Genomic DNA, 23436 nt, shown 5'->3' on the forward strand with positions numbered 1-23436 from the left:
TGACCAGTGCCCACCAGAGCCGGCCGCCCCAGGCCGGACGTACCGACCAGCCCCCGCAGGCCCCGCCCCCGGAGCCCGCCGCCGACGCGCGGTCCACGGCCGGCGCCGGTGAACGGTCCGGCGTCCACCCCGTGGACGAGTCGCGGCCGTTCCACCGCATCCTGCTCTTCGGCGTCCAGCACGTCCTCGTGATGGCGGCCACACCCATCTCCGCGATCTTCCTGATGAGCGCGACCCTCGGGCTGGACGACGGCCTCACCGTCGACCTGCTCTCCGCGGCCTTCGTGCTCTCCGGCGTAGGATCCCTCATCCAGTCGCTCGGCCCGTGGAAGTTCGGGCCCCGGCTGCCGTTCGTGATGCTGCCGGGCGGTGCCCCGCTCATCCTCTTCCTGGCCATCGCCGAGCAGCACGGCCTGCCCACCGCCGGTGGTGCCGTGATCCTCACGGCGGCGTTCTGCTTCGTCGTACTACCGGTGTTCTCGCGGCTGCTGGCCTTCTTCCCCGCCCTCGTCATCGGCACGATGATCGTGATCGTGGGCGTCAACCTGGTGAAGGTCGGCGCGCTCCTCGTCACCGGCCCGCCCGGCTCACCGGGCTTCGCGGACCCGGGCAAGCTCGGGCTGGGCTTGGCGACGATCGGCTTCACCGTCGTCTTCTACCTGCTCTTCACCGGCGTCCTGCGCCAACTGGCCGTCATGCTCGGCCTGCTGGCCGGCACCGCTCTCGCCGCGGCGACCGGCGCGATCCACACCGGGTCCCTCACCGACGGACAACTGGTCACCCTGCCGCACCTGATGCCCTTCGGCACACCCGAGTTCAACCTCGTCGCCGCGCTGCCCCTGATGCTCTACAGCCTGGCCTCGATGGCCGAGGCCACCGGCCAGACGGTCATCAACGCCGAAGCGGTCGGCAAGACCATCGACAAGCGCACCGACGTCCCGAAGACCGTCCGCGGCGACGCGCTCACCTCGCTCCTGGGCGGCTGCTTCGGCCTGCCCCTCATGGTCACCAGCGGGGAGAACATCGGCATCGTCCGCGTCACCGGCGTCCGCAGCCGCTTCGTCACCGCCGTGGCCGGAGTCGTGCTCGTCGTCATCGGGCTGCTGGCGCCCGTCACCCACGCCATCAGCGCGATCCCGTCCGCGGTCGTCGGCGGCACCGCCATGATCGTATTCGGCGTCATCACCGTCCTCGGCATCCAGATGCTCGGCCGGTCCGACCTCGACCGGCACACCAGCACGTTCGTCGTCGCCGTCGCGCTCGCCCTGGGACTGCTCCCGATCCTGGTCCCCGGCGTCTACAGCGGCTTCCCGCCGAACGTCCGCATCCTGCTCGAGAGCGGTGTCGCCGTGGGCGCGTGCGTCGCCGCCGTGCTCAACGTCCTCTTCCACCACGTCAGGCCGGGCATCGCCGCGCGGCTGACCAACCCCCGCACAGAAAGCGACCGATGAACCGACTCGACCGCGCCCCCCTCACCGGCCAGGGCCCCCTGCTGCTCGCGCCGGACGCCGTCCTGCTGCCCGAAGGCCCCACCGACGGGTATGCCGTACTGGTCGACGACGGACTCTTCCAGGCCGTCGGACCGGCGGCGGAGCTGGCGGGGGCCCATCCGGGACTCGACACCGTAAGCCTCCCCGGGCATCTGCTCATGCCCGGATTCGTCGACGCCCACCACCACCTCACCCAGAGCTTCGGCGCGGCGCTCGCCTTCGGGGAGCCGTCGGAGATCTTCCGCCGGGTCTGGGTGCCGCTGGAGGGCGCACTGGACGAGGAGTCGGCGTACACGGCGGCCAAACTGGCCTCCTTCGAGGCCCTGCGCGGCGGCTTCACGACCGTCACCGACGCCGGCACCCGCGCCGACGTCGACGTCGACGTGGTCGCGTCCGCCGCACGGGACGCGGGCATCCGCTGCGTCCTGGGCCTCGTGTGCAACGACACCGACCGCGAGCCCGGGAGCGACCCCCGGGCCGTCCTCGACGACGCGGAGAAGCACCTCGCCCGCTACGACGGCGATCCGCTCGTCCATCCCTCCCTCGCCGTCTCCATCCCCGAGGCGGCCACCGAACGAACCCTGCGCGACACCGCCCGACTGGCGGCGGAGGCAGACGCCGTCGTCCAGATCCACGTCAACGAGCATCTCGCCGGCGTCGAACGGTCGCTCCTGCGGCACGGACTGCGCCCCCTCGAACACCTGCACCGCGTCGGCGCCCTCGGCCCGCAACTGCTCGCCGCACACGCCACGTTGCTCACCCCGCGCGAACTGTCCCTGCTCGCCGACACGGGCGCCGCCGTCAGCTACAACCCGGTCGCCAGCGCCTGGAAGGGCAACGCGGTCGCGGCAGCGACCGACATGACCGAGCGCGGAATCCGCGTCGGCCTCGGCACCGACGGCACCCGCGGCGACGGCTTCCGGCTCGCCGAGGCCGCCGAGTTCGCCCAGCGCCTGGCGTACGGGCTCACCACCGGCGACTCGTCGTGCGGGGCCGGCTGGACCTGGCTGGAGCACGCCACACGCGGGGGAGCGGACGCCGTGGGCCTCGGCGGCCGCACGGGGACCGTCGCGCCGGGCAGGGCCGCCGACTTCCTCCTGGTCGACATCGACACACCCGAACTCGCGCTCTCCTGGGACCTGCCCTGGGAGCTGGTCCGGCGCGGCAACCGCGACCAGATCACCGCCGTCTTCGTCGCCGGGCGCCTGCGCATGTGGCACGGCAGCCCCACCGCCTGGGACGGTGCCGCGCTGGTGCGACGCGCGGCCGAACTGGCGCGAGCGGCGGTGACCAGGGCGGGTGTGGTGCGGGCGCACCCCACCTCCACCGAGGCCCGGGCACGGCGGGAGCGGACGGTGATCCTGTGAGCTGGCCCTCGCTGGTCGCCCTGGCCGTGACGGTGGCGGTCGCCGCCTTCGTCCAGGGCAGCAGCGGACTCGGCTTCGCGCTGGTCGTCGCGCCCGTGGCCGGCTTCCTCGCCCCCGGTCTGGTCCCGGTGTTCGTCCTGGCCGCGATGATCCCGCTCAACCTGTACGTCGCCTGGAGGGAACGGGCGTCGCTCGACCTGCGGGGTGCCGGCTGGATCACCGGGGCACGGCTCGCGGCCACCCCCGCGGGACTGGCACTCCTGTGGCTGATCCCGGAGCGCAGCCTCGGCGTGTTCGTCGGGGCCGCGACCGTGCTCGCGGCCGTGGTGAGCCTGGCCGCGCCCGTCTTCACTCCGGGCCGGGCGGCCTACCTGGGCGCGGGCGCGGTGACGGGACTGACGGAGACGGCCACCGGCGTCGGCGGGCCGCCGCTCGCGCTGGTCTACCAGCACCGGTCACCGGCCGAACTCCGCTCCACCGTCGCCGCGTGCTTCCTCGTCGGGGAGGTCGCCTCCTTGGTGCTGCTGTTCGCCACGGGGAAGGCGGAGCCGTCCCAGCTCGGCTGGGCGGCGGCGGCGCTGCCGGCGATCGCGCTGGGCGCCGGGCTCAGCCGCCTGGTGCACCACCGGCTGGACGCCCGCAGGATGCGACTGTTCGTGCTGGTCTTCGCGCTGGTGTCCGGGGTCGTCCTGCTGCTGGGCTTCTGAACGGGCCGGGCCGGGACGCCGGGGTGAGGTAGGGGACGGAGGGGGATGGAGGGTGTCACTCCTTCCGGTCCCGGTCCCGGTCACCGCCCCGGTCCCGTACCGACGAGGCACGGGCGATCACCGCCGGCTCCGGGGACACGGCCACCGTCGGGGTGGTGGTGTCCCCGCGAAGCCTCCGCAGCAGCAGCTCGACGGCGGCCGACGCCGCCTGCTCCAGGTGCAGGTCGACCGCCGTCAGGGGCGGTTCGCAGGTGCGGGCGCGCAGGCCGTCGTAGCGGGTGGCCACCATGACGTCGTCCGGAACGGACCGCCCGCTGTCCCTGACGGCCCGGACCGCGCCCACGGCGAAGGCGTCGACCATCGCGCACACCGCGTCGGTGCCGGGGTGTTCGGCGAGGAGCGTGGCGCAGGCCTCGTAGCCCGCCTGCTCGCCACCCGACTCGGCGATCCGCGCCACGACCGGGGGCCAGCCCCACTCGCGCGCCATGTGCTCGTAGGCGGCGACCGCGTCCACGGACGAGTGCCGGGAGCCCGAGCCCACCATCAGCGCCGGCCGGGTAGCACCCTGGTCGTGCAGGTGCCGCAGCAGCAGCTCGGTCACCCGCGCACCGCGCAGATCGACGTACGGGACGCCCTCGTCCGGCGCCATGGGCCTGCCGAGCGCCACGTACGGCAGCCCGCGCTCGCGCAACTGCGCCGCGGCGGCGTCCGCGGTGTCCGGCTCGACAACGATGGCCCCGTCGATGTCCACGGAGTACAGCGCCGACCCCGACTGGACGGGCGGTACGAGCACGAGCGCGAAGCCGTGCGTGAGGGCACTCTCCGCGGCCGCCGCAGCGACCTCCATGTAGAAGCCGAGCCGGGACGGGCCGCCCGCCACGGCGAACGGCATCGAGGACGCCAGCGCGATCGCCTTCGCCTCTCCGCGGCGCAGCCTCTGGGCCCGGAGGTTGGGCCGGTATCCCAGCTCCGCGGCCGCCTGCCTGACGCGTTCCCGGGTGCGGGGGTCGACCTTCCCCAGCCCGTTGAGGGCGTGGGACACGGTGGTCCGGGAGACCCCCGCGACGCGGGCGACGTCGGCGATGGTGGGCTGTCTCGGGCCGGAGGCGGAAGCGGTCATCCGCGCGGACTCTCCTCGCTGGCGGGGAAGGGCGTACCCGTCCATCTTCCCCGACGGCGCCGCTCACCGGGAGTTCGGCCGCGCTCAGCCCTGCTGCGCGGCGCCCTCGAGGGCCTTGCCGGTCATGTCGGTCACCTCGGCGGCGGGGGGCGCCTCGGTGTCGACCTCGGTGCCGAAGTCCGAGAAGTTCATGACCGTGCTCATCTTGAGTTCCTTGGGCGACGAGCCGCTGTCGGGCTTCGCGGAGGCGGAGGCCGGTGCCTTGACGGTCATGTCGATCTGCTGGCGCCGCAGCCGGCCGTCGTCGTCGAGCCAGACCTGCATCGGCAGCGTCGGGCCGAGCTGCTGGCGCATCAGTTCGCCGCCGGGCAGCTCGGCCACGTCGACCGACACCCGGTAGTGGGTGGTCTCGGCGCCGTCGATCTTCTCGGTACCGACCTTCTCGACGTCCTTGTCGGTAATCGCCTTGGCGTAGGCGGCGGTCTGGGCCGGGTCGCCGAGCTGCTGACTGCCCAGGCCCTGCTGCTGGGCGACCTTCTTGAGGTCGATCTTGATCCAGGGTTTGCCGCCCGCGTTCTGCCCGGGCACCTTCTGGTACAGGACCTGGTCGACGACGCGCTGCTCGATCTTCTTGTTCTGGGCGGTGACGGTCATCACGCTGTTGCCCTCGGCGAGGTCGAGCGTGCCCTCGCCGTCGGTCGCGATCCGCTGCTCGCCGGCCGTGAGCTTCATGTCGATCGTCATGCGCGCGGACCCGGCCTCGGCCGTCTTGTCGTAGGCCGCCCGGACCGCCTTCGTGTCCTGCCCCTGGCCGCCCTCGCCGGAGCCGCCGTCGCTCGCACTCGAACTCGCGCTGGCCGACGCGCCCTTGTCCTTGCCCGTGTCCTCGGCCTGCGGGTCGCTGTCGCCCCCGCATCCCGCCAGCACCACGCTCGCCATGACGGCGGCGGTGCCGATCGCGCCGGCCTTCATCCCCCTGCTGCGCATGTGAATCCCCTTCTCCTCAACGGCTCTCGGCCGCCATCACCCGGCGTCCGGCTTTCGAGCCGAATGCCCGTGATGAGGCTCAACACGCCTATTGCTGCGTTGTTTTGCGCGTGGGACGGGCCGGCGGCCTCCGTGGCAGTCCGGCGGTCGATGCGTCTGGTCCAGCGGTCCGGCACGGGCGCCCCGGGGTGAGGCGCGTCTCATCCGGACCTGCCGCCTTGTCTATGCAACAAGTTGCATAGAAGGATCGGGGCATGGCGCTCGAACACGCGATCCTCGTCTCGCTGCTGGAGAAGCCGGGCTCGGGTTACGAACTCGCGCGCCGGTTCGAACGGTCCATCGGGTACTTCTGGACCGCCACCCACCAGCAGATCTACCGCGTCCTCGGACGCATGGAGGGTGGCGGCCTCCTGCACGTCCGCGACGTCCCGCAGCGGGGGCGGCCGGACAAGAAGGAGTACTCCGTGGCGGCCCCCGGCCGTGCGGCGCTCTCGGCATGGCTGCACGAGCCGATCGAACCGGAGAGCGTACGCCACGAACTGGCCGTGAAGATCAGGGGAGCGGCCTTCGACGACCCGACGGCGCTGCTCTCCGAGGTCGAGCGCCACCGGAAGGCCCACGACGACCGGCTCCGGCGCTACCTCACCGGGGAGCAGCGGGACTTCACCGGTCCCGAAGCACCCGACCCCCTGGACATCGGCCAGGAACTCCAGCACGTCGTCCTGCGCGCGGCATCGCCTACGAGCGCATGACCATCGCCTGGCTCGACGACGTCCTCGACACCCTCCACCGGCTCCGCGCCACGAAGCCCCGCGCCTGAACACCCGGCGCCCGCCACACCACGACCACGTCCGCACGCCCGACCCGCTCCGGAAGGCACCCCTCATGGCCGACCAGTTCCTGTTCAACCCGCGCACCTACGACCCGGCACACTTCGACCCGGAGACGCGCAGGCTGCTGCGCGCCACGGTCGACTGGTTCGAGGCGCGCGGCAAGCGCAGGCTGATCGAGGACTATCGCTCGCGCGTCTGGCTGGAGGACTTCCTCGCCTTCGCCGCGAAGGAGGGACTGTTCGCCACCTTCCTCACCCCCGCTGCGGACGGCGACCGGCCGGACCAGCGCTGGGACACCGCCCGGATCGCCGCCCTCAACGAGATCTTCGGCTTCTACGGCCTCGACTACTGGTACGCCTGGCAGGTCACCATCCTCGGCCTCGGCCCGGTCTGGCAGAGCGACAACGCCGCCGCCCGCGCCCGCGCGGCCGAACTCCTCGCCCAGGGTGAGGTGTTCGCCTTCGGCCTCTCCGAGAAGAGCCACGGCGCCGACATCTACTCCACGGACATGCTGCTGGAACCCGACGGCAGGGGAGGCTTCCGGGCGACCGGCTCCAAGTACTACATCGGCAACGGCAACGCCGCCGGACTCGTCTCGGTGTTCGGCCGCCGCACGGACGTCGAGGGCCCGGACGGCTACGTCTTCTTCGCCGCCGACAGCCGCCACCCCGCCTACCACCTGGTCAAGAACGTCGTCGACTCCTCCAAGTACGTCAGCGAGTTCCGGCTCGACGACTACCCCGTCGGCCCCGAGGACGTCCTGCACACCGGGCGGGCCGCCTTCGACGCCGCCCTCAACACCGTCAACGTCGGCAAGTTCAACCTGTGCACGGCCTCGATCGGCATCTGCGAACACGCCATGTACGAGGCCGTCACCCACGCCCACAACCGCATCCTGTACGGCCGCCCGGTCACCGCGTTCCCGCACGTGCGGCGCGAACTGATCGACGCCTACGTGCGCCTCGTCGGCATGAAGCTGTTCAGCGACCGCGCCGTCGACTACTTTCGCACGGCCGGCCCGGACGACCGCCGCTACCTCCTCTTCAACCCGATGACCAAGATGAAGGTCACCACCGAGGGCGAGAAGGTCATCGACCTGATGTGGGACGTCATCGCCGCCAAGGGCTTCGAGAAGGACACCTACTTCGCCCAGGCCGCGGTCGAGATCCGGGGTCTGCCGAAGCTGGAGGGAACGGTGCACGTCAACCTCGCGCTGATCCTCAAGTTCATGCGCAACCACCTGCTCGACCCGGTCGACCGTCCGCGGGTGCCGGCCCGCCTCGACGCGGCCGACGACACCTTCCTCTTCCGCCAGGGCCCGGCCCGTGGGCTCGGCTCCATCCGGTTCCACGACTGGCGCACGGCGTTCGACGCGTACGCCGCCGTGCCCAACGTGGCCCGGTTCCGCGAACAGGCCGACGCGCTGTGCACGTTCGTGACGACCGCCGCTCCCGACGAGCGGCAGAGCCGCGACCTGGACCTGCTGCTCGCGGTCGGCCAGTTGTTCGCCCTGGTGGTGCACGGCCAGCTCATCCTGGAGCAGGCGGAGTCGGCCGGCCTCGACGAGGACGTCCTCGACGAGCTGTTCGCCGTGCTCGTGCGCGACTTCTCGGGCCACGCCGTGGAGCTCCACGGCAAGGACTCCGCCACGCGGGAGCAGCAGGACTGGGCCCTCGGGGCCGTCCGCCGCCCGGACGTGGACGAGGCCCGCTCGGCCCGCGTCTGGGAGCGGGTGGAGGCGCTGTCCGGCGCCTACGCCTGACGCACGCACGCGAGGGGGCCGGGCCACCGGAAGCGGCGTGCGCCGGTGATGAAGACTGGGCGCATGGAGTTCTTCTGCTACCACCGTGACCGGCCCGGCTCCCTGCCGCTGCGCGAGGAACTGCTGGAGCGGCACTGGTCCTACATGGACGGCTACGCGAAGGAGATGATCGCCCGCGGCCCGACCCTCTCGGACGCCGACGGCGATCCCACCGGCAGTGTGCACATCCTCGACCTGCCGGACCCCGCCGCGGCCCGCGCCTTCGCCTTCGACGAGCCCGGGTACCAGGCGGGCGTGTACCGGGACGTGCTGCTGCGCCGGTGGCGCAACCTGCTCGGCCGCACCATGTGGGACTTCCCCGGCGGCCCGACGGACGGGGACCGGTACCTCGTGCTCGGCCTCGGCGCCGGCCCGGGGGCCGACCTCGCCGTGCCGCCCGACCGGGACGAGCTGATCGCCTACGGCCCCCTGCTCTCCGACGACGGCGCCACCTGGCTGGGCACGGCCGCGCTGGTACGTGCCCCGGACCCGGACACGGCCCGGACCTGCCTCACCCCCGACCGCTACGCCGGGGTCGAGGTGCACCACTGGCAGTTCGGCGGACGGCCGTCCTGACCTCGGCAGGCGCCCGGCCGGCCACGTCCTAGTGCAGCCGGCCGAGCGCCTCCCGCACCCTGCGCGCGTCGCGCAGCCGCTGCTCGTAGGTGGCGCCCAGCACGAGCAGCACCACACCGGCGAGGGCCGGAGGCACCCAGCGGGGCAGCGCGCCGACCGCCTGGGCGATGTACGGGGCGAGTTCGTGCAGCGCCACCAGCGCGAGCGCGCTTCCGCCGAGCAGCAGCGGCGCCTTGAGCCGGTGCCGGGCGCCCACCAGGGTCACCGTCAGCGCGGCGGCCCCGAGCAGCAGGGGGCGCGTCCAGTGCTGGTCGCCCCAGACCGCGAGCAGGCTCGGCACCAGCGTGACGGCCAGCCCGGCACCGTACGCCGTCCACGAGGAGACCTCCGGTTCGCGGCGCCGGCGGAGGAAGCCCACGACGAGCACGGGCACGGTCACCGGCAGGGTGTAGGCCTCCGGCGCGGTCACCTCCCAGGCGACCAGCCTGACCCATGTCGCCAGCAGGAACAGCACGGCTGCGGCGTGTCCGGCGGGGCGGCGGTCGGGACGCAGCGCGGTGCCCGCGGCGATCACCCCGGCGAGGGCCAGCACCAGCGCCAGCAACGGCGGTTCCGTCACGGCGAGCGCGAGGGCGACCACCCCGGCCGCCAGACCCGCCGCCTCGACCGGGACGGTCGTCGCCGAGGCGCCCCCGAGCCGGGCCGCGATCAGGGCTGCCGCGGCGGGCACGACCAGGACCAGCAGCGCGGTGTGGTGCCCCTGCCAGCCGGCGGAGGCACCGACCGCGCACGCCAGCGCCGTGGCGTATCCGAGGGCGGCGGGCACGGTGAACGGGCCGGCTCCCGGACGCAGGCCGGCCGCACCGAGCGCGACCGTCAGCGCCAGGAGCACACCGATCGTCGCCTGCTCGGAGGCCAGCGAGAGGAGTGCGAGGTGTGCGGAGGTGACCAGGGCGGCGAGGAGCGCCGCGAGGGGGAGCGGTGACGCGTCGGCGGCGGGACGCCGCGCCCACGCGGCACATCCGAGGGCGGCCAGGACCAGCGTCCCCTCCGCCACCAGACCGGCCGTGTAGGGGAGTTCGAGCACCACCGGCAGCACGAACAGCGCCGCCCAACCCAGGACGAGCCCGCCCACCGCGGTCGCCGGACGCCGGATCCCCCGCCGCTCGGCCACCAGCAGTACGGCGGCCAGCGCACCGAGCACGATGGGTCCGGTGCTCGCGTACGGGGGCCACGGCACGTGCGTGAAGACGGCGTCCCGCACGTCCCCGGGCGCCCCGGACCAGGGACGCTCCACCCGGGCGACCGGACCGAGCAGGGTCCCGGCGACCAGCGGGACCGTCGACAGCGCGGCCCACGCCTGGACCGTGACCGATGCCCACACCAGCCCCTGGCGCAGCGGGCGGGGCAGCGGAGTGCGCAGTACCGCCAAGAGGGCCAGGCCGAAGGCCAGGCACCCGGGCACCATCCACTCGCCGGGCACCGACACCCGCAGCACCCCGCCCGCCCCCGCCACCAGGCACAGCCCCGCGGCCAGGGCCGAGACCAGCGAGACGTCCGGCTTCGGCGCGAACCTCCCCGCGGTCAGCGCGATCGCCGCGGCGAAGACGAGGAGCACCGCTGCCCGCGCGGCCGCACCCGGGTCGGACGCGCTCCAGCAGAGCAGTCCGGCGGCCAGGACACCGACGGCGCCCGTTCCGAGCGCCCCGACCACCGCGACGTACCGCACCGGCACGAGCGCCGTGCGCAGCGCGAGCGCGGTGCCGCCCGAGGCCGTCACCAGCAGCACGGCCGTGAGCGTGTGCGCACCCGCACCGGCCGCGACCGCCCACAGCAGCAGCGGCAGGTGCGCCGTCCCCACCGCGAGGGGGAGCGGCACCCGGAGCGTGAGGCGAACGCCCGGAACCGGCGCGCCGTTCTCCGCCGCCGCGCGGGCGGCGCCCTCCGGGGCAAGTCCACCCGTTCCCACGCCGTACGCGGCCCACACCGCGGCCAGCACGGCGGAGGCAGCGGCCGTGTACCCGAGCCCGTCCGTCCCGGTGAACGCCACCTCGTGCAGCGCGTACGCGTCCAGCACCGTCAGCGCCAGCCCCAGACCCGCCACTGCCTCCGCGGTCGACCTCAGCCCGCGCCACAGCAGGGCCGGGGGAGCGCCCAGAGCGCCGACGGTCAGCGCGCCGAGCACCAGACCCCGCCCCGTGATGCCCATGTGGCCCCAGCTGACCAAGGTGAACGCGATCGCGGCGATCGTCAGCAGGACCCCGCCGAGGACCAGCAGCACGTTCTGCACACCGGGAGCCGTGGCGTCCGGCCCGGGCGCCGGGACGGGACCCGGAGCGGCGGCCCGCCACACCGGTGGGGCGGCGGACGTCCGCAGGGTGTGGATCAGCCACTCACGGCGGCGCAGCAGGACGACACGGCGGGCGTCGAGCTGCCGCAGCTCGGCATCGAGGAACCGCAGTTCCTCGGCCGGGGGCGGAAGGTTCGTCATGCCCCGGAGTGTGGCCGCCGCCACGTGGCCGGACATGAGCTCGGATACTCAGTCCGTACTCAGGTACCGGCCGCTCCGGACCCCCGCATCGCCGGCGCTCTCCTGGGCACTCGGCAACCGACACAGTTTCACGAGCCGGAGGAGAGACCATGCCGCAGACACCCGAAGGACAGAGCCGCAGCCGCTTCTGCAAGGCCTGTGGCACGCCCGCCGGGGACGGCACACTGTGCGAGCGCTGCGGATCCGTCCTGGAGACACCCGACGGCAAGGGGCTGACGGAGGACCAGGGCGCGGCCGTCCGGCGAGACTTCGAGGACCGTCGCCCATAGCCTGCCCGGTGCCGGGTACACGGTGCCGCATGGCAACGAGCACTGATTCCCCCGCACCCCAGTCGGTCGTGCGCCGGCTGCGCCAGCTCCGCCGCACCCGGGCCTCCTACGCGGTCGGTCTCGCCCTGTGGGCGGTCTCTACCGCCTGGACGGGGTGGGAATCGCCCGGCAGTCGGCAGATGTGGGTGTCCGTGCTCCTCCTGTCGGTCTTCGCGGCCCTGCTGCTCATGACCTCGCTGTGGACCCGCCGCCTGGAGAAGGCGCGTCCGGCCAAGCCCGCACACCACGCGGCACCGCGCCCGGCGGTCGTGGCGCACCACGCCGGCACCTGAGACGACGGCGCTCGTACGCCGCGACGACGGGCGTCCGTCCTGCCGTCGGCGTCAGCCGTGCGGCGGGCCGGACGCCGAACCGTCGTCCGTCTCGATCCGCTCCGCCTCGCGCATGCCCGGCAGGGTCCGGTGCTCGTCGGGGGAGGGGCGCTCGTCGTCGGGCGGAGCCACGACCAGGACCTCGTCGGCGTCACTCCAGACTCGTCGCTCCGACTTGAGGGGCGCCAGCCGGACGTCGCCGGGGCGGCCCGACGCGTGCGGGCGGTACCCGATCGCGCACTCTCCGCGCCCGAGCGCGGCGGCCACCACCGTGGCGAAGGAGGCCTCCCGCCCCGCCGGCACATAGCGGGAGGCGGGGTGCAGGGCCAGCGCGCCGCCCCTGGAGGCGAACAGCTCCTCGAACAGAGAGGTCATGGCCGGGGCGTGGGAGATCCGCGTCATGACCAGGGCAGTGAGTTCCGCGCGCACCACGGCGGCCGACCGCGGGCCGAGGGGGGCCAGCGCGCGGCTGCGGTGGTCACTCAGCTCGGCGACCACGGGCAGTGGCCGTCCCGCCGACTCCTCGTACGACCGCAGGGTCAGCAGCGTCAGCAGGGTCTGGTCGTCAGGCCCGAAGGCGACGGTCCCCTCGTCGGGTCCCAGGACGATCACACAGTCGTAGCCGAAGAGGTCGAGCCCCTCCGCCCGCTCCGGCAGGTCCAACTCACCGGTGCGGTGGGTGACGGTGAGCCGTCCGCCGCTCACGCGATGCACGAGGCGGGATGCCGTCGGCGCCGCCCGCGGGGCGGTCATGATGTCCAGGACGGAACCGGGGCGTGCCGTGCGGCTCAGCAGATCCGTGATCAGCGGAGCCCGGCTGTTCCACCCCAGCAGCAGCAGGCGTGCCGGCGGACCGGGGGGCGCGTCGGCCGGGGCCATCACGCCGGCGTCGACGTGTGCCCGCCCGGCCGCCGTGCGTTCGGGCCGCTCGTCCGGGGCGACGACGATCAGGCGGTCACCCGGGCCGCACCGGGTCTCCGCCGCCGGGGTGAGCAGGGCACGTCCGTCCGGCAGCAGGAAGCCGACGGGGCACGCCCTCGCGTACCGCAGAGCGAGCTCCCCGAACTCCAGTCCCGCGGCCTCCGGTTCGTCGACCACGTGGAACTCGGCCCCCGCCAGGTCGAGTAGGTCCCGCAGTGTGGACACCAGCCCGGGGTTGCGGGCGGCCTGCACGAGCAGCCGTGCGGTCGTGGCCTCCGTCTCGAGCACGGTTCCCCGCGCGCCCGCGGCGAGCCGGGCGGCCGCCAGGTGGCGCTCGTGGCGCACCGCGGCGACCACCGGTGGCCCCTCCTCCTCGCCGAGCAGGGCCCGCAGCGCCAGCAGGACCCGGATCACCTCGAGGTCGGCGTTGTCGTCGTCGGACGGCATCACCAGCACGGAGTCCGCCGCCGACGGCGTGAGCAGGGCGAGCGCGTCGGGATCGGCCGGTGAGCCGGAACGGCAGACGATCCGGACGCCGCCCGTCGCACCGAGCGCGGTGTGCAGCGCGGCCGCCATCTCGGTGGAATCGCGGTCCGCGAGGACGGCGACGACGCCTCGCGACCGGGCGGACTGGGCCGCGACCAGCTCACCGACCACCGTGAACACCTGGTCGGACCAGCCGAGTACCACCGCGTGCCCGCGCTCGAGCACCGTGGAGCGCCCTCGCCGCAACTCCTCCAGCCGGTCACCCAGCCCGGTCGTGACGACGCCGACCAGGGTCGACACACACAGCAGCGCGATCAGCCCGAGCACCACGGACAGGAGCATCCGCAGCGGTGCGCCGGTGATCCCGCCCAGGCGCAGGGTCTCGGCGCTCGTGCGCCACACCGCGACCAGCCGCTCGGAGAGCGAACGCGGCGCCTGGGGATCCGTCCAGACCAGCAGTGTGCTGACCGGCACCACGACCGCCAGGCAGCACACGGCGAGCCAGCCGAGCAGGGTCCCGGTGCTCCGGGCCAACGTCCGGTCGAACGCGTAACGCGCCCGGTCCCGGCACGAAGCCGCTCGCTGCCGCCGCTCCACAGCCACCTCCTGCCAACCCGCCCGGCGTCCGCCGTCAGCGGCAGAGTGCTGGCAGCGACCCCGCGACACACCGTGCCAGCGGGATATTCACCCTTACGGGAGGCCGCCGCACGGCCGGGACCGGATGCCCGCGCCCGCTGGCGCGGCCGCAACGGGCAACGCCGGGGAAGCCGTTGGTCCGGACCATGGCACCCGCGGCCGGTCCGGGCGGGCAGAGTGTGGGGCGGCGGCTTGCTGTACTTCGAGTAACAAGATCATTCTTGGGTCCGCGTCTCAGCTCCCCAGCGACAGGAACCCCGATGACCACGCCGCACGACCGCCTCGAGCAGGCGCGCCAGGACTACGAACGGCACCTGCGGAGCTGCCGTCAGTGCGAGGCGGACGGCGCGAAATGTCCCGCGGCCAAGCATCTGAGACGCCTCTACAACAACCAGCTCAGAGTGGGCTGACGAGCACGCCGCGATACGTGGTCAGACGGCGGTGGTGACGCGGTCCCGGCCGTTGGCGGCGGGTGGCTGCGCGGTCAGGGACTGCTCCAGGGTGTCGAGCGCCTGCCGCATGCCGGCGATGCGCTCGGCGAGAACCGCGGGATCCGGCGCGGGAAGGTTCACCACGGAGGTCCGGGCTCCGGGGTCACCGTCGCTGGTGGAGCGCCGCGCGTCGTCCAGTGCCGCCGTGTCCAGTTCGCGCGCCTCGTCGAGGCTGTTGAGGACGACGCCGATGAGGACGTTGACCAGGACGAAGGACGCGAGCATGACGTAGGAACCGTAGTAGAGGATGCTCAGCCGGGAGATGGACAGGCCGGTGTACACGGCGTCCTGCAGGCCCTCCAGCGTCATGAGCAGGAACAGGGTGAGCATCGCCCGGCCGAGAGAGCCGTAGTGGGCGGGATCGCTGGAGCCGAAGCAGAGCCAGCCGATCATCGCGTAGACGTAGAGGATGACGGCGCCGACGAAGAGAAAGCTCACCGTGCCGGGCAGACTGCGCGACACGGCCAGGAACAGCACCCGCAACTGGGGCAGGAACCTGGCCGTGCGCAGTACCCGTACCAGGCGCAGCAGCCGAAGCACGGTGGCGTTCTCCCGCACCAGCGGGATGTAGGCCGAGGCGACGACCACCAGGTCGAACACGTTCCATCCGTCAAGCCAGAACTCCCTGGGCCGGTCGGCGTGCGCGGCCACCCGCAGCACCATCTCCACGGTGAAGAAGGCCAGACAGCCGCGCTCGGCCCAGCGCAACTGGCCCATGTGGTCGGCGGCGAAGCCGTGGTAGGTCTCCGCGCCCAGCAGGGCGGCGTTGAGCAGGATCACGGCGAGGACGGCCAGGGAGAAGAGGCGGGCCTCGGTCACGGCGCGGCAGGCGGCCGCGAGCCGGGCCCGGACGGGAGCCGGGGCGGTGGTCATGAGGATCTCCGATGCGGACTGAGTCGGGCACCCGCCACGGAGCGTGCGCTGCGGCCCGGGCGGCAGGAGCGGCTGCCCCCTCGCGCCTAACGCGTGAGACGCCCTCAGGCTGCGGCGCGAGGAGCAAATGACCACGGGATTCATCCACTTCGGCGAAGGCCCGCACCCGCAGGCCCGCACGCCGCTCGTCAGGGCCGGCCGAGGGCCTGGATCATCCAGGGCTGGAACGGCAGATGTCCGTCGACGACCTGCCAGTCGTTCACCGTCCAGACAAGACGCCAGTACCGCTCCACGAGCGGGTCGTGTCCCGCCTCGAACTCCCGGGCCATCCACTCCCGCAGCCCGGGCCCCGACGGGCGGCCGAGTGCCTCGGCGAAGCGCGCGACGACGGCGTCGACGACGGGGACCGCCGCTGCACTGTCCGGCTCGATGCCCGCACCCCGCGCGGCGGCGACGGCCTCCCTGGTGAAGGACACCAGCCCGGCCGCCTCCCCGGAATCCACTCGCGGCAGGGCCGCTTCGTCGGCGGCGGCGAACGCCCCGTGCGCCAGGCGGGTGCGGAAACCGTCGTCGGCCATGAGCTCGGCGATCTCCACCCATGCGGCCAGCTGGGCGTCGGACGGGTCGTCGGGCAGCACGGGCAGCGCGGTGCCCAGCACCGCCGCCGCACCGCCGGCCTGGGGTGTGCCGGGGGCGAGACCGGCGACGAAGTCGGCGACCAGGCGCTTGCGTTCCTCGGCGGTGAGGTGGGTGAGGCGGTGCATGAGAACGGTCTCCTCAGGGCTGGAACCACGCTCGGCGACGAGCCGCAGAATGCTCTGACGCAGGCGCAGCGTGCGGATCCGGAGCGCGGTGGCTTCCCCTTGCGCCGCCGCGACCTCCGCGACGGAGAGGCCGTCGTCCAGTACGCGGCGGATGGTCGGGAGATCGACGTCGAGGTCCCGCAGGACGCAGATCAGGTGCAGCCGCCCCACGGACGCGTCGCTGTACCGGCGGTAGCCCGCCGGGGTGCGATGAGCCGGGGGCAGCAGTCCGGTGTCCGAGTAGAACCTGATCGTCCGTACCGGAACGCCGGTACGGACGGACAGGTCACCGATCGAGTGCGGGAGCGTCGCGCCGTTCATGACGCCCACTCTCCGGTCTCCAGCCACTGGAGAGTCAAGCCTCAGCGGCCGGTTTCGATCCTCAGGTCCCCCGTGGTCACCCTGCGGACGTGGTCACTGGCGAGCATGTCGTGCGGGAAGCCCAGCTCGATCCGGCCGGCCTCGTCGAGACGGGCCAGCTGGGCGGCGGTGAGCTCGACCTCCAGCGCGCCCAGGTTGCCCTCCAGCTGCTCGGGGGTGCGGGCGCCGACGACCGGTGCCGTCACTCCCGGCTTCCGCAGGGTCCAGGCCAGCCCGACCTGCGCGGGTGTGCGGCCCAGTTCCGCGGCGACCTCCTTGACGACGTCCGCGATGGCGAGGTTCCGTTCGGTGACCGTGCCCAGGGCGAGGTTGAAGCTCTTGCGGCTGCTGCCCTCGTCGGACGCGCCGTCCTGTGCGGTGAGGTCGGCACGGCTGTACTTCCCGGTGAGCACCCCGCCACCGAGGGGCGAGTACGGGACCACACCCAGTCCCATCTCGCGGGCCATGGGGATCAGGTCGCGTTCGCCCGCCCGCTCGATCAGGCTGTACTCGATCTCCAGCGCGACCAGCGGCGCCCAGCCGCGCAGGTCGGCGATGGCCTGCATGCGCGACACCTGCCAGGCCGGTGCGTTGGAGATCGCCACGTGCAGGACCTTGCCCTGGCGGACCAGGTCGTCCATGCCGCGCAGGATTTCCTCGACCGGAGTCGTGAAGTCCCACACGTGCAGGTAGAGCAGGTCGATGTAGTCCGTGCCGAGCCGCCGCAGGCTGGACTCCACCGACGCGAAGAGACTCTTGCGGTGGGCGCCCCCGGAATTCGGGTCACCGGGCCGACGCAGCGTCGTGTACTTCGTCGCCAGCACCAGGCTCTCCCGGCTGTCGCGGGTGAACTCGCCCAGCAGACGCTCGGAGCTGCCGTCCGTGTAGGTGTTGGCGGTGTCGATGAAGTTGCCGCCGCGCTCGACGTAGAGGTCGAACAGCTTGCGCGACTCGTCCGGCCCGGCGCCCCAGCCCCACTCGGTGCCGAAGGTCGCCGCACCCAGGGCCATCGGTGAGACCCGCAGCCCGGAGCGGCCCAGCGGCCGGTAGGTGTCGAGGGTGAGGGACATCGTGTCCTCCTGTGCTCGTGATCGTGCGATTCGTCGTCGAGCGCAAGCCTGCGACCGCCGTGAGCAGGGGGTAAGGGAAGAACCTTCCTGGGAACACCGGTCCCACCCTCGCTGTTGCACCCTGCATGCCGCCCCGGACCGTGGACACGACACAGGAGTTGGCCGCGTTCCTGCGGACCCGACGCGAGCGCCTGGACCCGCAGGACTTCGGACTGCCGTCACGCCGGCGGTCCCGGCGGACCCCGGGGCTGCGCCGCGAGGAGGTCGCCGAACTGGCCGGGGTCAGCATCGACTACATCGTGCGGCTCGAGCAGGCCCGCGGGCTGCGGCCCTCCGGGGACGTGGTGGAGGCCCTGGCCCGGGCCCTGCGGCTGACCCCCGACGAACGCGCCTACCTCTTCGACCTGACCCGGCAGCGCCGCCGCGGCGCCGTGGGAATCACCAGCACCGCGGCGCCACAGCTGGCCCGGCTGGTCGCGGACCTGTCGCCCCTGCCGGCCATGCTGACGAACCACCGGTACGACATCCTGGCCTGGAACGGTGCCATGGCGAGGCTGCTGCTGGACTTCGGCACCCTGCCGCCGTCGCGCCGCAACGCGATGTGGCTGTGCCTGCTGCATCCGCGGATCAGCGCGTGCTACGTCGACCGTGACCGCGTCGTGCGCGAGGGCATCGCCCACCTGCGCGCCGCGTGGGCCGCGCACCCCGAGGACGCGGCGCTGACCGGCCTCATCACCGAGTTCATCACCCACGACGAGGAGTTCGCGCGCCTGTGGGCCGAGGGCGACGTCAAGGTGAACGGCAGGGGACACAAGGTGATGCGGCATCCGGACGCCGGTGAGATCGCCCTGCACTTCGAAGTGCTCATGCCACTGCAGGACACGGACCAGCGGCTGATGATCTGCCGGGCCGCCGACGACGCGAGTCAGTCGGCCCTGGACCGGTTGCGGTAGCCCACGGCCACCGGCGGCAGTCCCGACTGCTCGCGGGGGCGAACGGCCGGGCCAGGCCGTGCGCAGGCACCTCTGCCCCGACCACCGAACCGGCTCGGAGTACGACGGCGATGGCGTTCGTGCTCCGCCCGTTCAGCCCGTGGGTACCGGCACCCCGGCAGGCAGCAGCCCCGCCGACCGCGCGGATGTCCAGAACTCGGTCGGGACCGGGTGGGCCAGCATACGAGCGGTGTCGTCCACCTCGTCCGGAGTGCGGGCTCCGACCACGACGCTCGTCACCACGGGATGGCCGAAGGGGAACCGGACGGCGGCCGCTGTCGGGGGCACCCCGAAATCGCGGCAGACCGAGTGCCAGGCGGCGACGCGACCGGCCAGTTCGCCCGGGACCGTGGCGTAGCCGTGCGGAGCGCCGGGGCGCGGGTCGGCGAGCAGGCCGGACTGGTAGACCCCCGCCACCATGACGGCGACGCCCTTCGAGGCGCAGAGCGGGAGCACCTCGTCCAGGCCGGACTGGTCGAGCAGGTTGTAACGGCCCGCGAGCATCACGCAGTCGGGGCCGGGATCCGCCACCTCCCTGAGGTAGCGAGCCGCCACCGGGGCGTGGTTGACGCCGATCGACACCGCGCCGATGGTGCCCCGGGCACGCAGCTCGGCCAGCGCCCGGTACGCCTCGGAGACGGCGACGGGGAAGTCCTCGTCCGGGTCGTGGACGTGGAGGACGTCGATCCGGTCGAGGCCGAGCCGTGCCAGGCTCTCCTCGACCGAGCGCATGACCCCGGCGTACGAGTAGTCGAGCCGAGGCCCGACACCGGGCGGCGGGTCGGCCCAGATCGGCTGGGTGTCGCCGCCGTCGGGCACGATCAGGCGGCCCACCTTGGTACAGAGCGTGTACTCATCCCGGGGACGGCCGCCCAGCGCGGCACCGGTGCGGCGTTCGGAGCGGCCGTAGCCGTAGACGGGAGCCGTGTCGAAGAGCCTGACGCCGACGTCCCAGGCGCGGTCCACGGTGCGAGCCGCGGCCGCGTCGGAGACGGGAACGAACAGCCCGCCCAGGGACGCGAGTCCCAGCCCCAGGCGAGTCACCCGCACATCGGTGCGCCCCAACGGCCGCGACTCGCCCGCCCTCATGAGCGGCTCCCGGAAAGACGCAGCCGCCAGCGGAGCTTGTCGCCGTGCACCTCGCCGGTGCGGGTGAACCCCGACCGGGCGGCGGCCCCCGCGGAGGCGCGGTTGTCCGGGTGTATGTCGGCCACGACGCTGTCGACGCCCTGCCCCCGGAGCCAGCCGAGCATGCCCCCGGCCGCCTCCCCGCCGATGCCCCGGCCCTGCCAGGGCCGCCCCGTCACCAGGGAGACGACCGCGGTCGAGCCCTGGTCGGAACGCGTGACGATCGCCTGCGCGAATCCCGTGAGACAGCCGGCCTCGCGGAGGTGGACGACCCAGTTGCACCACGAGACCGCCGGATCCGGCGAACCGGCGACCAGGTGCGCGTAGCGCGTACGCATGATCTCCGCCGTGGGCGGTGCCCCGGCGAAGAACGCGTACAGCGCCGGGTCGGCGAGGACTTCGGCCATCTCGTGCGCGTGGTCCACCCGGAGTGGCACGAGCACGAGCCGGTCGGTGTCGATCCGCCCGGGTGCCGTCTCTGCCTCTGCCATTGCCCTGACCTTCCCTGAACTCCTGCGGGCGTACCGTCCCGCCGGACGAACCCGGCGGGACGGAACGGTCCGACGGACGGCGGCGGGGTCAGCCGAACGTGTTGCTGCCCTCCGTGCCGATGCCGGTCACCGTGTCACAGCAACATCCCAGGTCGTGCAGGCGATCGGCCTCCATCATCTCGGTCGGCTCCAACAGCTGGAGGTCGTTGACGTTGTCCGACATCGGTTCACCTTTCTGTTGTGGGTTCCTGCGTCGTACGGACGGCGCGTGGCGCGTTGTGTGCCGCGAGCGTGAAGTCGTCCGTCATCCACCAGCGCTCGCCTCCGTGGCGGAGGCGATGCAGGAATCCGATCGGTCCGGCCATCCCCAGGTTGTAGCTGTGGTTCAGTTCGGTGTCGGATTCCGTCACGACGACCAGGCGGTCCTCACGCAGTGCGCAGAAGTGCCACAGCGCCGTGACGTGGTCCGCGGCCCAGTCCCGGTATGCCTCCTCACCGGTGAGGGCCGCCATGTCCAGGAGGAACTCCCCGTTGCCGGCGAGCCCATGGCAGTGCGTGTGGGCCAGCAGCCACCTCCGCCGGTGGGCGCTGACGGCGGCTCGGTGCGCGGCAGCGCGGAAACGGTCGTCGCCGGTCGCCCGCCACAGCCGGATCAGGAACGTGCCGATGCCAGGAGCACCGTTGCACCACCAGCACGAGATGCGGGCACGCTCGTCCCCGTCGCCCTCCGGACCGGCGACCGGCCATCGGATGCCGGCCCCGTCCTCGCGGGCCGCGTCGAGCAGGGACTCTCCACCGCGTACCGCGATGTCCAGGAGGTCGGGCCGGTCCAGCTCCCGCGCGGAGGCGAGGACGAAGGCGGCGATCCCGGCGAGCCCGTGGGCGAAACCGTGGTCACCGGCGTCGGTCGTGGTGCGCATGGCCTCCGGATCCAGCCACCTCCCGCCCCGAGAGGTGCGCGCGCCGAGCAGGGAGGTGACACATCGCTCCGCCCGGTCCCGGAACTCCTCGTCCCCGGTGCGGCGCCACAGGTGCAGCTGGGCGAGCCCGTTGCCGGCCAGTCCGTGCGTGATGTCGGCCTCGTGCCACACGGTCGGCAGGCGCTTGGCGCGCCCGGCACATCGCCGCCGGATCTCCTCGTCGCCGAGGGTGTCGGCCGCCTCGTACATGGCCCAGTACGTGCCCGCGCGACCGAAGTACAGGCCGGGGAGCTGCCGCGGCTCGCGGTCGGCGCGCTGATCCAGCCAGGTCAGCGCGGTGCGCAGGGCGTCCAGCAGCCGCTGCCCGCCGTACCCGGTCAGCGCCCCGCGGCGGAGCACCTCCAGCGTGCCGCCGACACCCGCCTGGACGGCGAACGGATCGAAGCGCTGTCCGCCGATCGCCGGAACCGGCCAGGGTGCGCGGTCGGAGGAGGGGTCGAGGGCGGCGACGAGCTGGTCCCAGCCGTCGGTGAGCAGCCGGCCGGCGTCGACGGGGACGCGACACCGCGGCTTCCCGGCCGCCGTCGGCTGCGCGGGCGGTACGTGCAGGGCGTCCCGCGCCTCGGCGGGCGCGGGCCGCTCCTCCGGGTCCTCCCGCATGAGCCGGGTGATCAGCGGGGCGAGGACGGCGAGTGCCGGACTGTCCTCGGAGGCCGCCGTCACCAGCTGCCGCACCCGCTCGTCGTGGGAGCGCGGTGCGACGGCGCGCGTGGTGCCGGGCCGGTCCTCGGGCAGAAGCGGAACGAAGCCGGTGCACAGGTGGAAGAGCGTCGCCCCGAGACCGTAGAGGTCCGCTGCCGCGGTGGCCGGGGAGATCCGGTCCGAACCGAGGCACACCTCGGGCGCGGTGAAGCCCGGCGTACCCACACCGGTCACCGGTTCCGCGACCGCCGCCACGAACTCGGTGTCGATCAGCAGCGGGTCCCCGTCCGGGGTGACCATCACGTTGCTGGGGGCGAAGTCCCGGATCACCAGCCCTTTGTCGTGTACGGCCGCGACCAGCTCCACCAGGTGCCGGGTCGTGGGCAGCACCTGCCCCGCTGCCAGGCCCCGGCCGGGTTCGCCGAGCACCCGCTCCCTCGCCCACCGGTACAGGGTGGTACCGGGCACCTCCTCCTCGGCGAGGAAGAGGTGCCCCTGATGCTCGAAGAGGTCCACCGGCCGGACCGCGATGCCCAACGGCTCCAGCACGGTCAGGGTCCGGTACTCGTTGCGGAGGTGGTCCCGGGCGTCGATGCCGTCCGGCCTCGCGTCGATGTGGGGACGCGCCTCCTTGACCACCGTCCGGCGGTCCCCGTCGTGCCGGTCCAGCGCGCGGTAGACACCGCCCCTGTTGGAGTGCCGGATGGCCTCCCGCACCAGGAACCGACCGCCCAGCAGAACGGGGGAGGGGACGCGGCCGCCCGCGGGCGGCCCGCCGCCTTGCGCGTTCGCCCCGTCGGTCGCCAGAGCCGGCAGGGTGGCCCACTCAGGGGGCGAGAACCAGGGGTTGCGGGTGTCGGGCGTCCACCTGCCGTCGGGGGCGACGAGGACGGGGACGTAGAAGCCGTCGTCCTCCAGCCTGGGCGGCAGGCCGCCGAAGCCTCCGTAGCGGTAGTGCACGAGGCTGCCCGGCCGGTAGGCGCGATCGGAGAGGACGGCGGGCCCTTCCAGGCCCTCGGTCGCCTCGTGCAGGGCCGCCAGCAACCGGACGAAACGGGCATCGTCGTCCGGATAGACGGTGATGAACTTCCCCCCGGCGCCACGGTCCATCCGCGGCGAGAGAAGGCTCCGCAGACGGCCCGGGCTGTGGGCGAACTTGAAGGCGGCCCGCTCCCGCAGCAGGACACCGGCCGCGGCCGTCAGCACCCGCTCCGCGGAGCGCGGGGTGGCCGACAGATGGATCTTCCAGCCCTGCACACGGAGCCCGGTGCCGGGCGGGGTCACCACACACCACAGGTCACGGATGTCGGTCCGCCAGCCCTCACCCGGCACGAACTCGTCAAGGAGACGGGCAAGGACGCCCCGATAGGCGTGGTCGTCACCGACCGGGCCGGCGAGGGGGACCAGAGCCATGCGGCACCTCGTTTCAAAGGTCACCTTCAGTCTGGCTTCACCGGATATGCGCCGAGCATCCGCGTGATATCCGGTACG

General features: G+C 73.2%; 20 protein-coding genes and 1 pseudogene. 10 read left to right on the forward strand and 11 right to left on the reverse strand.

Annotated features, from left to right (window positions below; translation table 11 throughout):
- The first annotated feature begins 131 nt into the window (after window positions 1–131).
- Genes ACGF3J_RS24390 through ACGF3J_RS24400 form a run of 3 tightly spaced genes read left to right on the forward strand, consistent with a single transcriptional unit; the run spans window position 132 to window position 3564 of the window.
- Window positions 132–1451, forward strand: coding sequence for a uracil-xanthine permease family protein (locus ACGF3J_RS24390; protein WP_393854865.1), 1320 nt, complete (start codon window positions 132–134; stop codon window positions 1449–1451).
- The gene (locus tag ACGF3J_RS24395) at window positions 1448–2857 is read left to right on the forward strand and encodes an amidohydrolase family protein (protein ID WP_161332440.1); all 1410 of its coding nucleotides are present in this window, start codon (window positions 1448–1450) and stop codon (window positions 2855–2857) included. The genes ACGF3J_RS24390 and ACGF3J_RS24395 overlap by 4 nt, the downstream gene beginning before the upstream one ends.
- On the forward strand, window positions 2854–3564 hold the full coding sequence (locus tag ACGF3J_RS24400; RefSeq protein ID WP_393854777.1) for a sulfite exporter TauE/SafE family protein: 711 nt from the start codon (window positions 2854–2856) through the stop codon (window positions 3562–3564). Before ACGF3J_RS24395 ends, ACGF3J_RS24400 begins: the two co-directional genes overlap by 4 nt.
- Window positions 3565–3619: 55 nt before the next feature.
- On the opposite strand, the gene ACGF3J_RS24405 is transcribed toward ACGF3J_RS24400, so the two are convergent.
- Both ACGF3J_RS24405 and ACGF3J_RS24410 read right to left on the reverse strand, forming a co-directional pair.
- A complete protein-coding gene (locus tag ACGF3J_RS24405) occupies window positions 3620–4684 on the reverse strand; it encodes a substrate-binding domain-containing protein (protein ID WP_393854778.1) in 1065 nt (354 codons plus the stop codon).
- Window positions 4685–4768: 84 nt separating this feature from the next.
- The gene (locus ACGF3J_RS24410; RefSeq protein ID WP_393854779.1) at window positions 4769–5671 is read right to left on the reverse strand and encodes a hypothetical protein; all 903 of its coding nucleotides are present in this window, start codon (window positions 5669–5671) and stop codon (window positions 4769–4771) included.
- A gap of 254 nt (window positions 5672–5925) precedes the next feature.
- On the opposite strand from ACGF3J_RS24410, the pseudogene ACGF3J_RS24415 reads away from it, so the two are divergent.
- The 3 genes and pseudogenes from ACGF3J_RS24415 (at window position 5926) to ACGF3J_RS24425 (ending at window position 8881) form a co-directional block, all read left to right on the forward strand.
- Window positions 5926–6491, forward strand: a pseudogene (locus ACGF3J_RS24415) (PadR family transcriptional regulator).
- Between the two features lie 65 nt (window positions 6492–6556).
- Window positions 6557–8266 (forward strand): acyl-CoA dehydrogenase family protein, encoded by a 1710-nt coding sequence (locus tag ACGF3J_RS24420; RefSeq protein ID WP_161332445.1) that lies wholly within the window; start codon window positions 6557–6559, stop codon window positions 8264–8266.
- A 63-nt stretch (window positions 8267–8329) separates the two neighbouring features.
- Entirely contained in the window at window positions 8330–8881 is a 552-nt protein-coding gene (locus ACGF3J_RS24425) for a YciI family protein (protein WP_161332446.1), read from the forward strand.
- Window positions 8882–8909: 28 nt separating this feature from the next.
- Here the strand turns inward: ACGF3J_RS24425 and ACGF3J_RS24430 are convergent, their stop codons facing one another.
- Window positions 8910–11372, reverse strand: a complete 2463-nt coding sequence (locus tag ACGF3J_RS24430) for an SCO7613 C-terminal domain-containing membrane protein (RefSeq protein ID WP_393854780.1) — start codon at window positions 11370–11372, stop codon at window positions 8910–8912.
- 149 nt (window positions 11373–11521) lie between these two features.
- Here ACGF3J_RS24430 and ACGF3J_RS24435 point away from each other — a divergent pair, with 149 nt between their 5' ends.
- On the forward strand, window positions 11522–11701 hold the full coding sequence (locus tag ACGF3J_RS24435; RefSeq protein ID WP_161328073.1) for a hypothetical protein: 180 nt from the start codon (window positions 11522–11524) through the stop codon (window positions 11699–11701).
- Window positions 11702–11730: 29 nt separating this feature from the next.
- The gene (locus tag ACGF3J_RS24440; RefSeq protein ID WP_161328072.1) at window positions 11731–12033 is read left to right on the forward strand and encodes a hypothetical protein; all 303 of its coding nucleotides are present in this window, start codon (window positions 11731–11733) and stop codon (window positions 12031–12033) included.
- A gap of 51 nt (window positions 12034–12084) precedes the next feature.
- Here ACGF3J_RS24440 and ACGF3J_RS24445 read toward each other — a convergent pair whose 3' ends face one another.
- Window positions 12085–14013, reverse strand: coding sequence for an NAD-binding lipoprotein (locus ACGF3J_RS24445; protein ID WP_393854781.1), 1929 nt, complete (start codon window positions 14011–14013; stop codon window positions 12085–12087).
- A 362-nt stretch (window positions 14014–14375) separates the two neighbouring features.
- Between ACGF3J_RS24445 and ACGF3J_RS24450 the strand changes: the two genes are divergently transcribed.
- The gene (locus tag ACGF3J_RS24450) at window positions 14376–14525 is read left to right on the forward strand and encodes a hypothetical protein (protein WP_202557910.1); all 150 of its coding nucleotides are present in this window, start codon (window positions 14376–14378) and stop codon (window positions 14523–14525) included.
- 21 nt (window positions 14526–14546) lie between these two features.
- On the opposite strand, the gene ACGF3J_RS24455 is transcribed toward ACGF3J_RS24450, so the two are convergent.
- The 3 genes from ACGF3J_RS24455 to ACGF3J_RS24465 form a co-directional block, all read right to left on the reverse strand.
- On the reverse strand, window positions 14547–15479 hold the full coding sequence (locus ACGF3J_RS24455) for an ion transporter (protein WP_393854782.1): 933 nt from the start codon (window positions 15477–15479) through the stop codon (window positions 14547–14549).
- 188 nt (window positions 15480–15667) lie between these two features.
- A complete protein-coding gene (locus ACGF3J_RS24460; RefSeq protein ID WP_393854783.1) occupies window positions 15668–16603 on the reverse strand; it encodes a MerR family transcriptional regulator in 936 nt (311 codons plus the stop codon).
- 41 nt (window positions 16604–16644) lie between these two features.
- On the reverse strand, window positions 16645–17712 hold the full coding sequence (locus tag ACGF3J_RS24465) for an aldo/keto reductase (RefSeq protein ID WP_393854784.1): 1068 nt from the start codon (window positions 17710–17712) through the stop codon (window positions 16645–16647).
- Between the two features lie 140 nt (window positions 17713–17852).
- Between ACGF3J_RS24465 and ACGF3J_RS24470 the strand changes: the two genes are divergently transcribed.
- The gene (locus tag ACGF3J_RS24470; protein ID WP_393854785.1) at window positions 17853–18665 is read left to right on the forward strand and encodes a helix-turn-helix transcriptional regulator; all 813 of its coding nucleotides are present in this window, start codon (window positions 17853–17855) and stop codon (window positions 18663–18665) included.
- Window positions 18666–18797: 132 nt separating this feature from the next.
- Here ACGF3J_RS24470 and ACGF3J_RS24475 read toward each other — a convergent pair whose 3' ends face one another.
- The 4 genes from ACGF3J_RS24475 to lanL all read right to left on the reverse strand — a co-directional run bounded on the left by ACGF3J_RS24475 (window position 18798) and on the right by lanL (window position 23358).
- Window positions 18798–19793 (reverse strand): aldo/keto reductase, encoded by a 996-nt coding sequence (locus ACGF3J_RS24475; RefSeq protein WP_393854786.1) that lies wholly within the window; start codon window positions 19791–19793, stop codon window positions 18798–18800.
- Window positions 19790–20323, reverse strand: coding sequence for a GNAT family N-acetyltransferase (locus ACGF3J_RS24480; RefSeq protein WP_393854787.1), 534 nt, complete (start codon window positions 20321–20323; stop codon window positions 19790–19792). Before ACGF3J_RS24480 ends, ACGF3J_RS24475 begins: the two co-directional genes overlap by 4 nt.
- An 88-nt stretch (window positions 20324–20411) precedes the next feature.
- On the reverse strand, window positions 20412–20546 hold the full coding sequence (locus tag ACGF3J_RS24485; protein WP_272924110.1) for a hypothetical protein: 135 nt from the start codon (window positions 20544–20546) through the stop codon (window positions 20412–20414).
- A gap of 4 nt (window positions 20547–20550) precedes the next feature.
- Window positions 20551–23358 (reverse strand): class IV lanthionine synthetase LanL, encoded by a 2808-nt coding sequence (gene lanL / locus ACGF3J_RS24490; RefSeq protein WP_393854788.1) that lies wholly within the window; start codon window positions 23356–23358, stop codon window positions 20551–20553.
- Between the last annotated feature and the right edge of the window lie 78 nt (window positions 23359–23436).

Source organism: Streptomyces sp. NPDC048171, assembly GCF_043202655.1.
GTDB lineage: Bacteria > Actinomycetota > Actinomycetes > Streptomycetales > Streptomycetaceae > Streptomyces.

Bases quoted from the DNA above. Each gene is read 5' to 3' on its own strand.
- ACGF3J_RS24395 (WP_161332440.1), top strand. From the start codon at position 1,448: ATGAACCGACTCGACCGCGCCCCCCTCACCGGCCAGGGCCCCCTGCTG.
- ACGF3J_RS24405 (WP_393854778.1), bottom strand. From the start codon at position 4,684: ATGACCGCTTCCGCCTCCGGCCCGAGACAGCCCACCATCGCCGACGTC.
- ACGF3J_RS24410 (WP_393854779.1), bottom strand. From the start codon at position 5,671: ATGCGCAGCAGGGGGATGAAGGCCGGCGCGATCGGCACCGCCGCCGTC.
- ACGF3J_RS24420 (WP_161332445.1), top strand. From the start codon at position 6,557: ATGGCCGACCAGTTCCTGTTCAACCCGCGCACCTACGACCCGGCACAC.
- ACGF3J_RS24425 (WP_161332446.1), top strand. From the start codon at position 8,330: ATGGAGTTCTTCTGCTACCACCGTGACCGGCCCGGCTCCCTGCCGCTG.
- ACGF3J_RS24430 (WP_393854780.1), bottom strand. From the start codon at position 11,372: ATGACGAACCTTCCGCCCCCGGCCGAGGAACTGCGGTTCCTCGATGCC.
- ACGF3J_RS24435 (WP_161328073.1), top strand. From the start codon at position 11,522: ATGCCGCAGACACCCGAAGGACAGAGCCGCAGCCGCTTCTGCAAGGCC.
- ACGF3J_RS24440 (WP_161328072.1), top strand. From the start codon at position 11,731: ATGGCAACGAGCACTGATTCCCCCGCACCCCAGTCGGTCGTGCGCCGG.
- ACGF3J_RS24450 (WP_202557910.1), top strand. From the start codon at position 14,376: ATGACCACGCCGCACGACCGCCTCGAGCAGGCGCGCCAGGACTACGAA.
- ACGF3J_RS24455 (WP_393854782.1), bottom strand. From the start codon at position 15,479: ATGACCACCGCCCCGGCTCCCGTCCGGGCCCGGCTCGCGGCCGCCTGC.
- ACGF3J_RS24460 (WP_393854783.1), bottom strand. From the start codon at position 16,603: ATGAACGGCGCGACGCTCCCGCACTCGATCGGTGACCTGTCCGTCCGT.
- ACGF3J_RS24465 (WP_393854784.1), bottom strand. From the start codon at position 17,712: ATGTCCCTCACCCTCGACACCTACCGGCCGCTGGGCCGCTCCGGGCTG.
- ACGF3J_RS24475 (WP_393854786.1), bottom strand. From the start codon at position 19,793: ATGAGGGCGGGCGAGTCGCGGCCGTTGGGGCGCACCGATGTGCGGGTG.
- ACGF3J_RS24480 (WP_393854787.1), bottom strand. From the start codon at position 20,323: ATGGCAGAGGCAGAGACGGCACCCGGGCGGATCGACACCGACCGGCTC.
- ACGF3J_RS24485 (WP_272924110.1), bottom strand. From the start codon at position 20,546: ATGTCGGACAACGTCAACGACCTCCAGCTGTTGGAGCCGACCGAGATG.
- lanL (WP_393854788.1), bottom strand. From the start codon at position 23,358: ATGGCTCTGGTCCCCCTCGCCGGCCCGGTCGGTGACGACCACGCCTAT.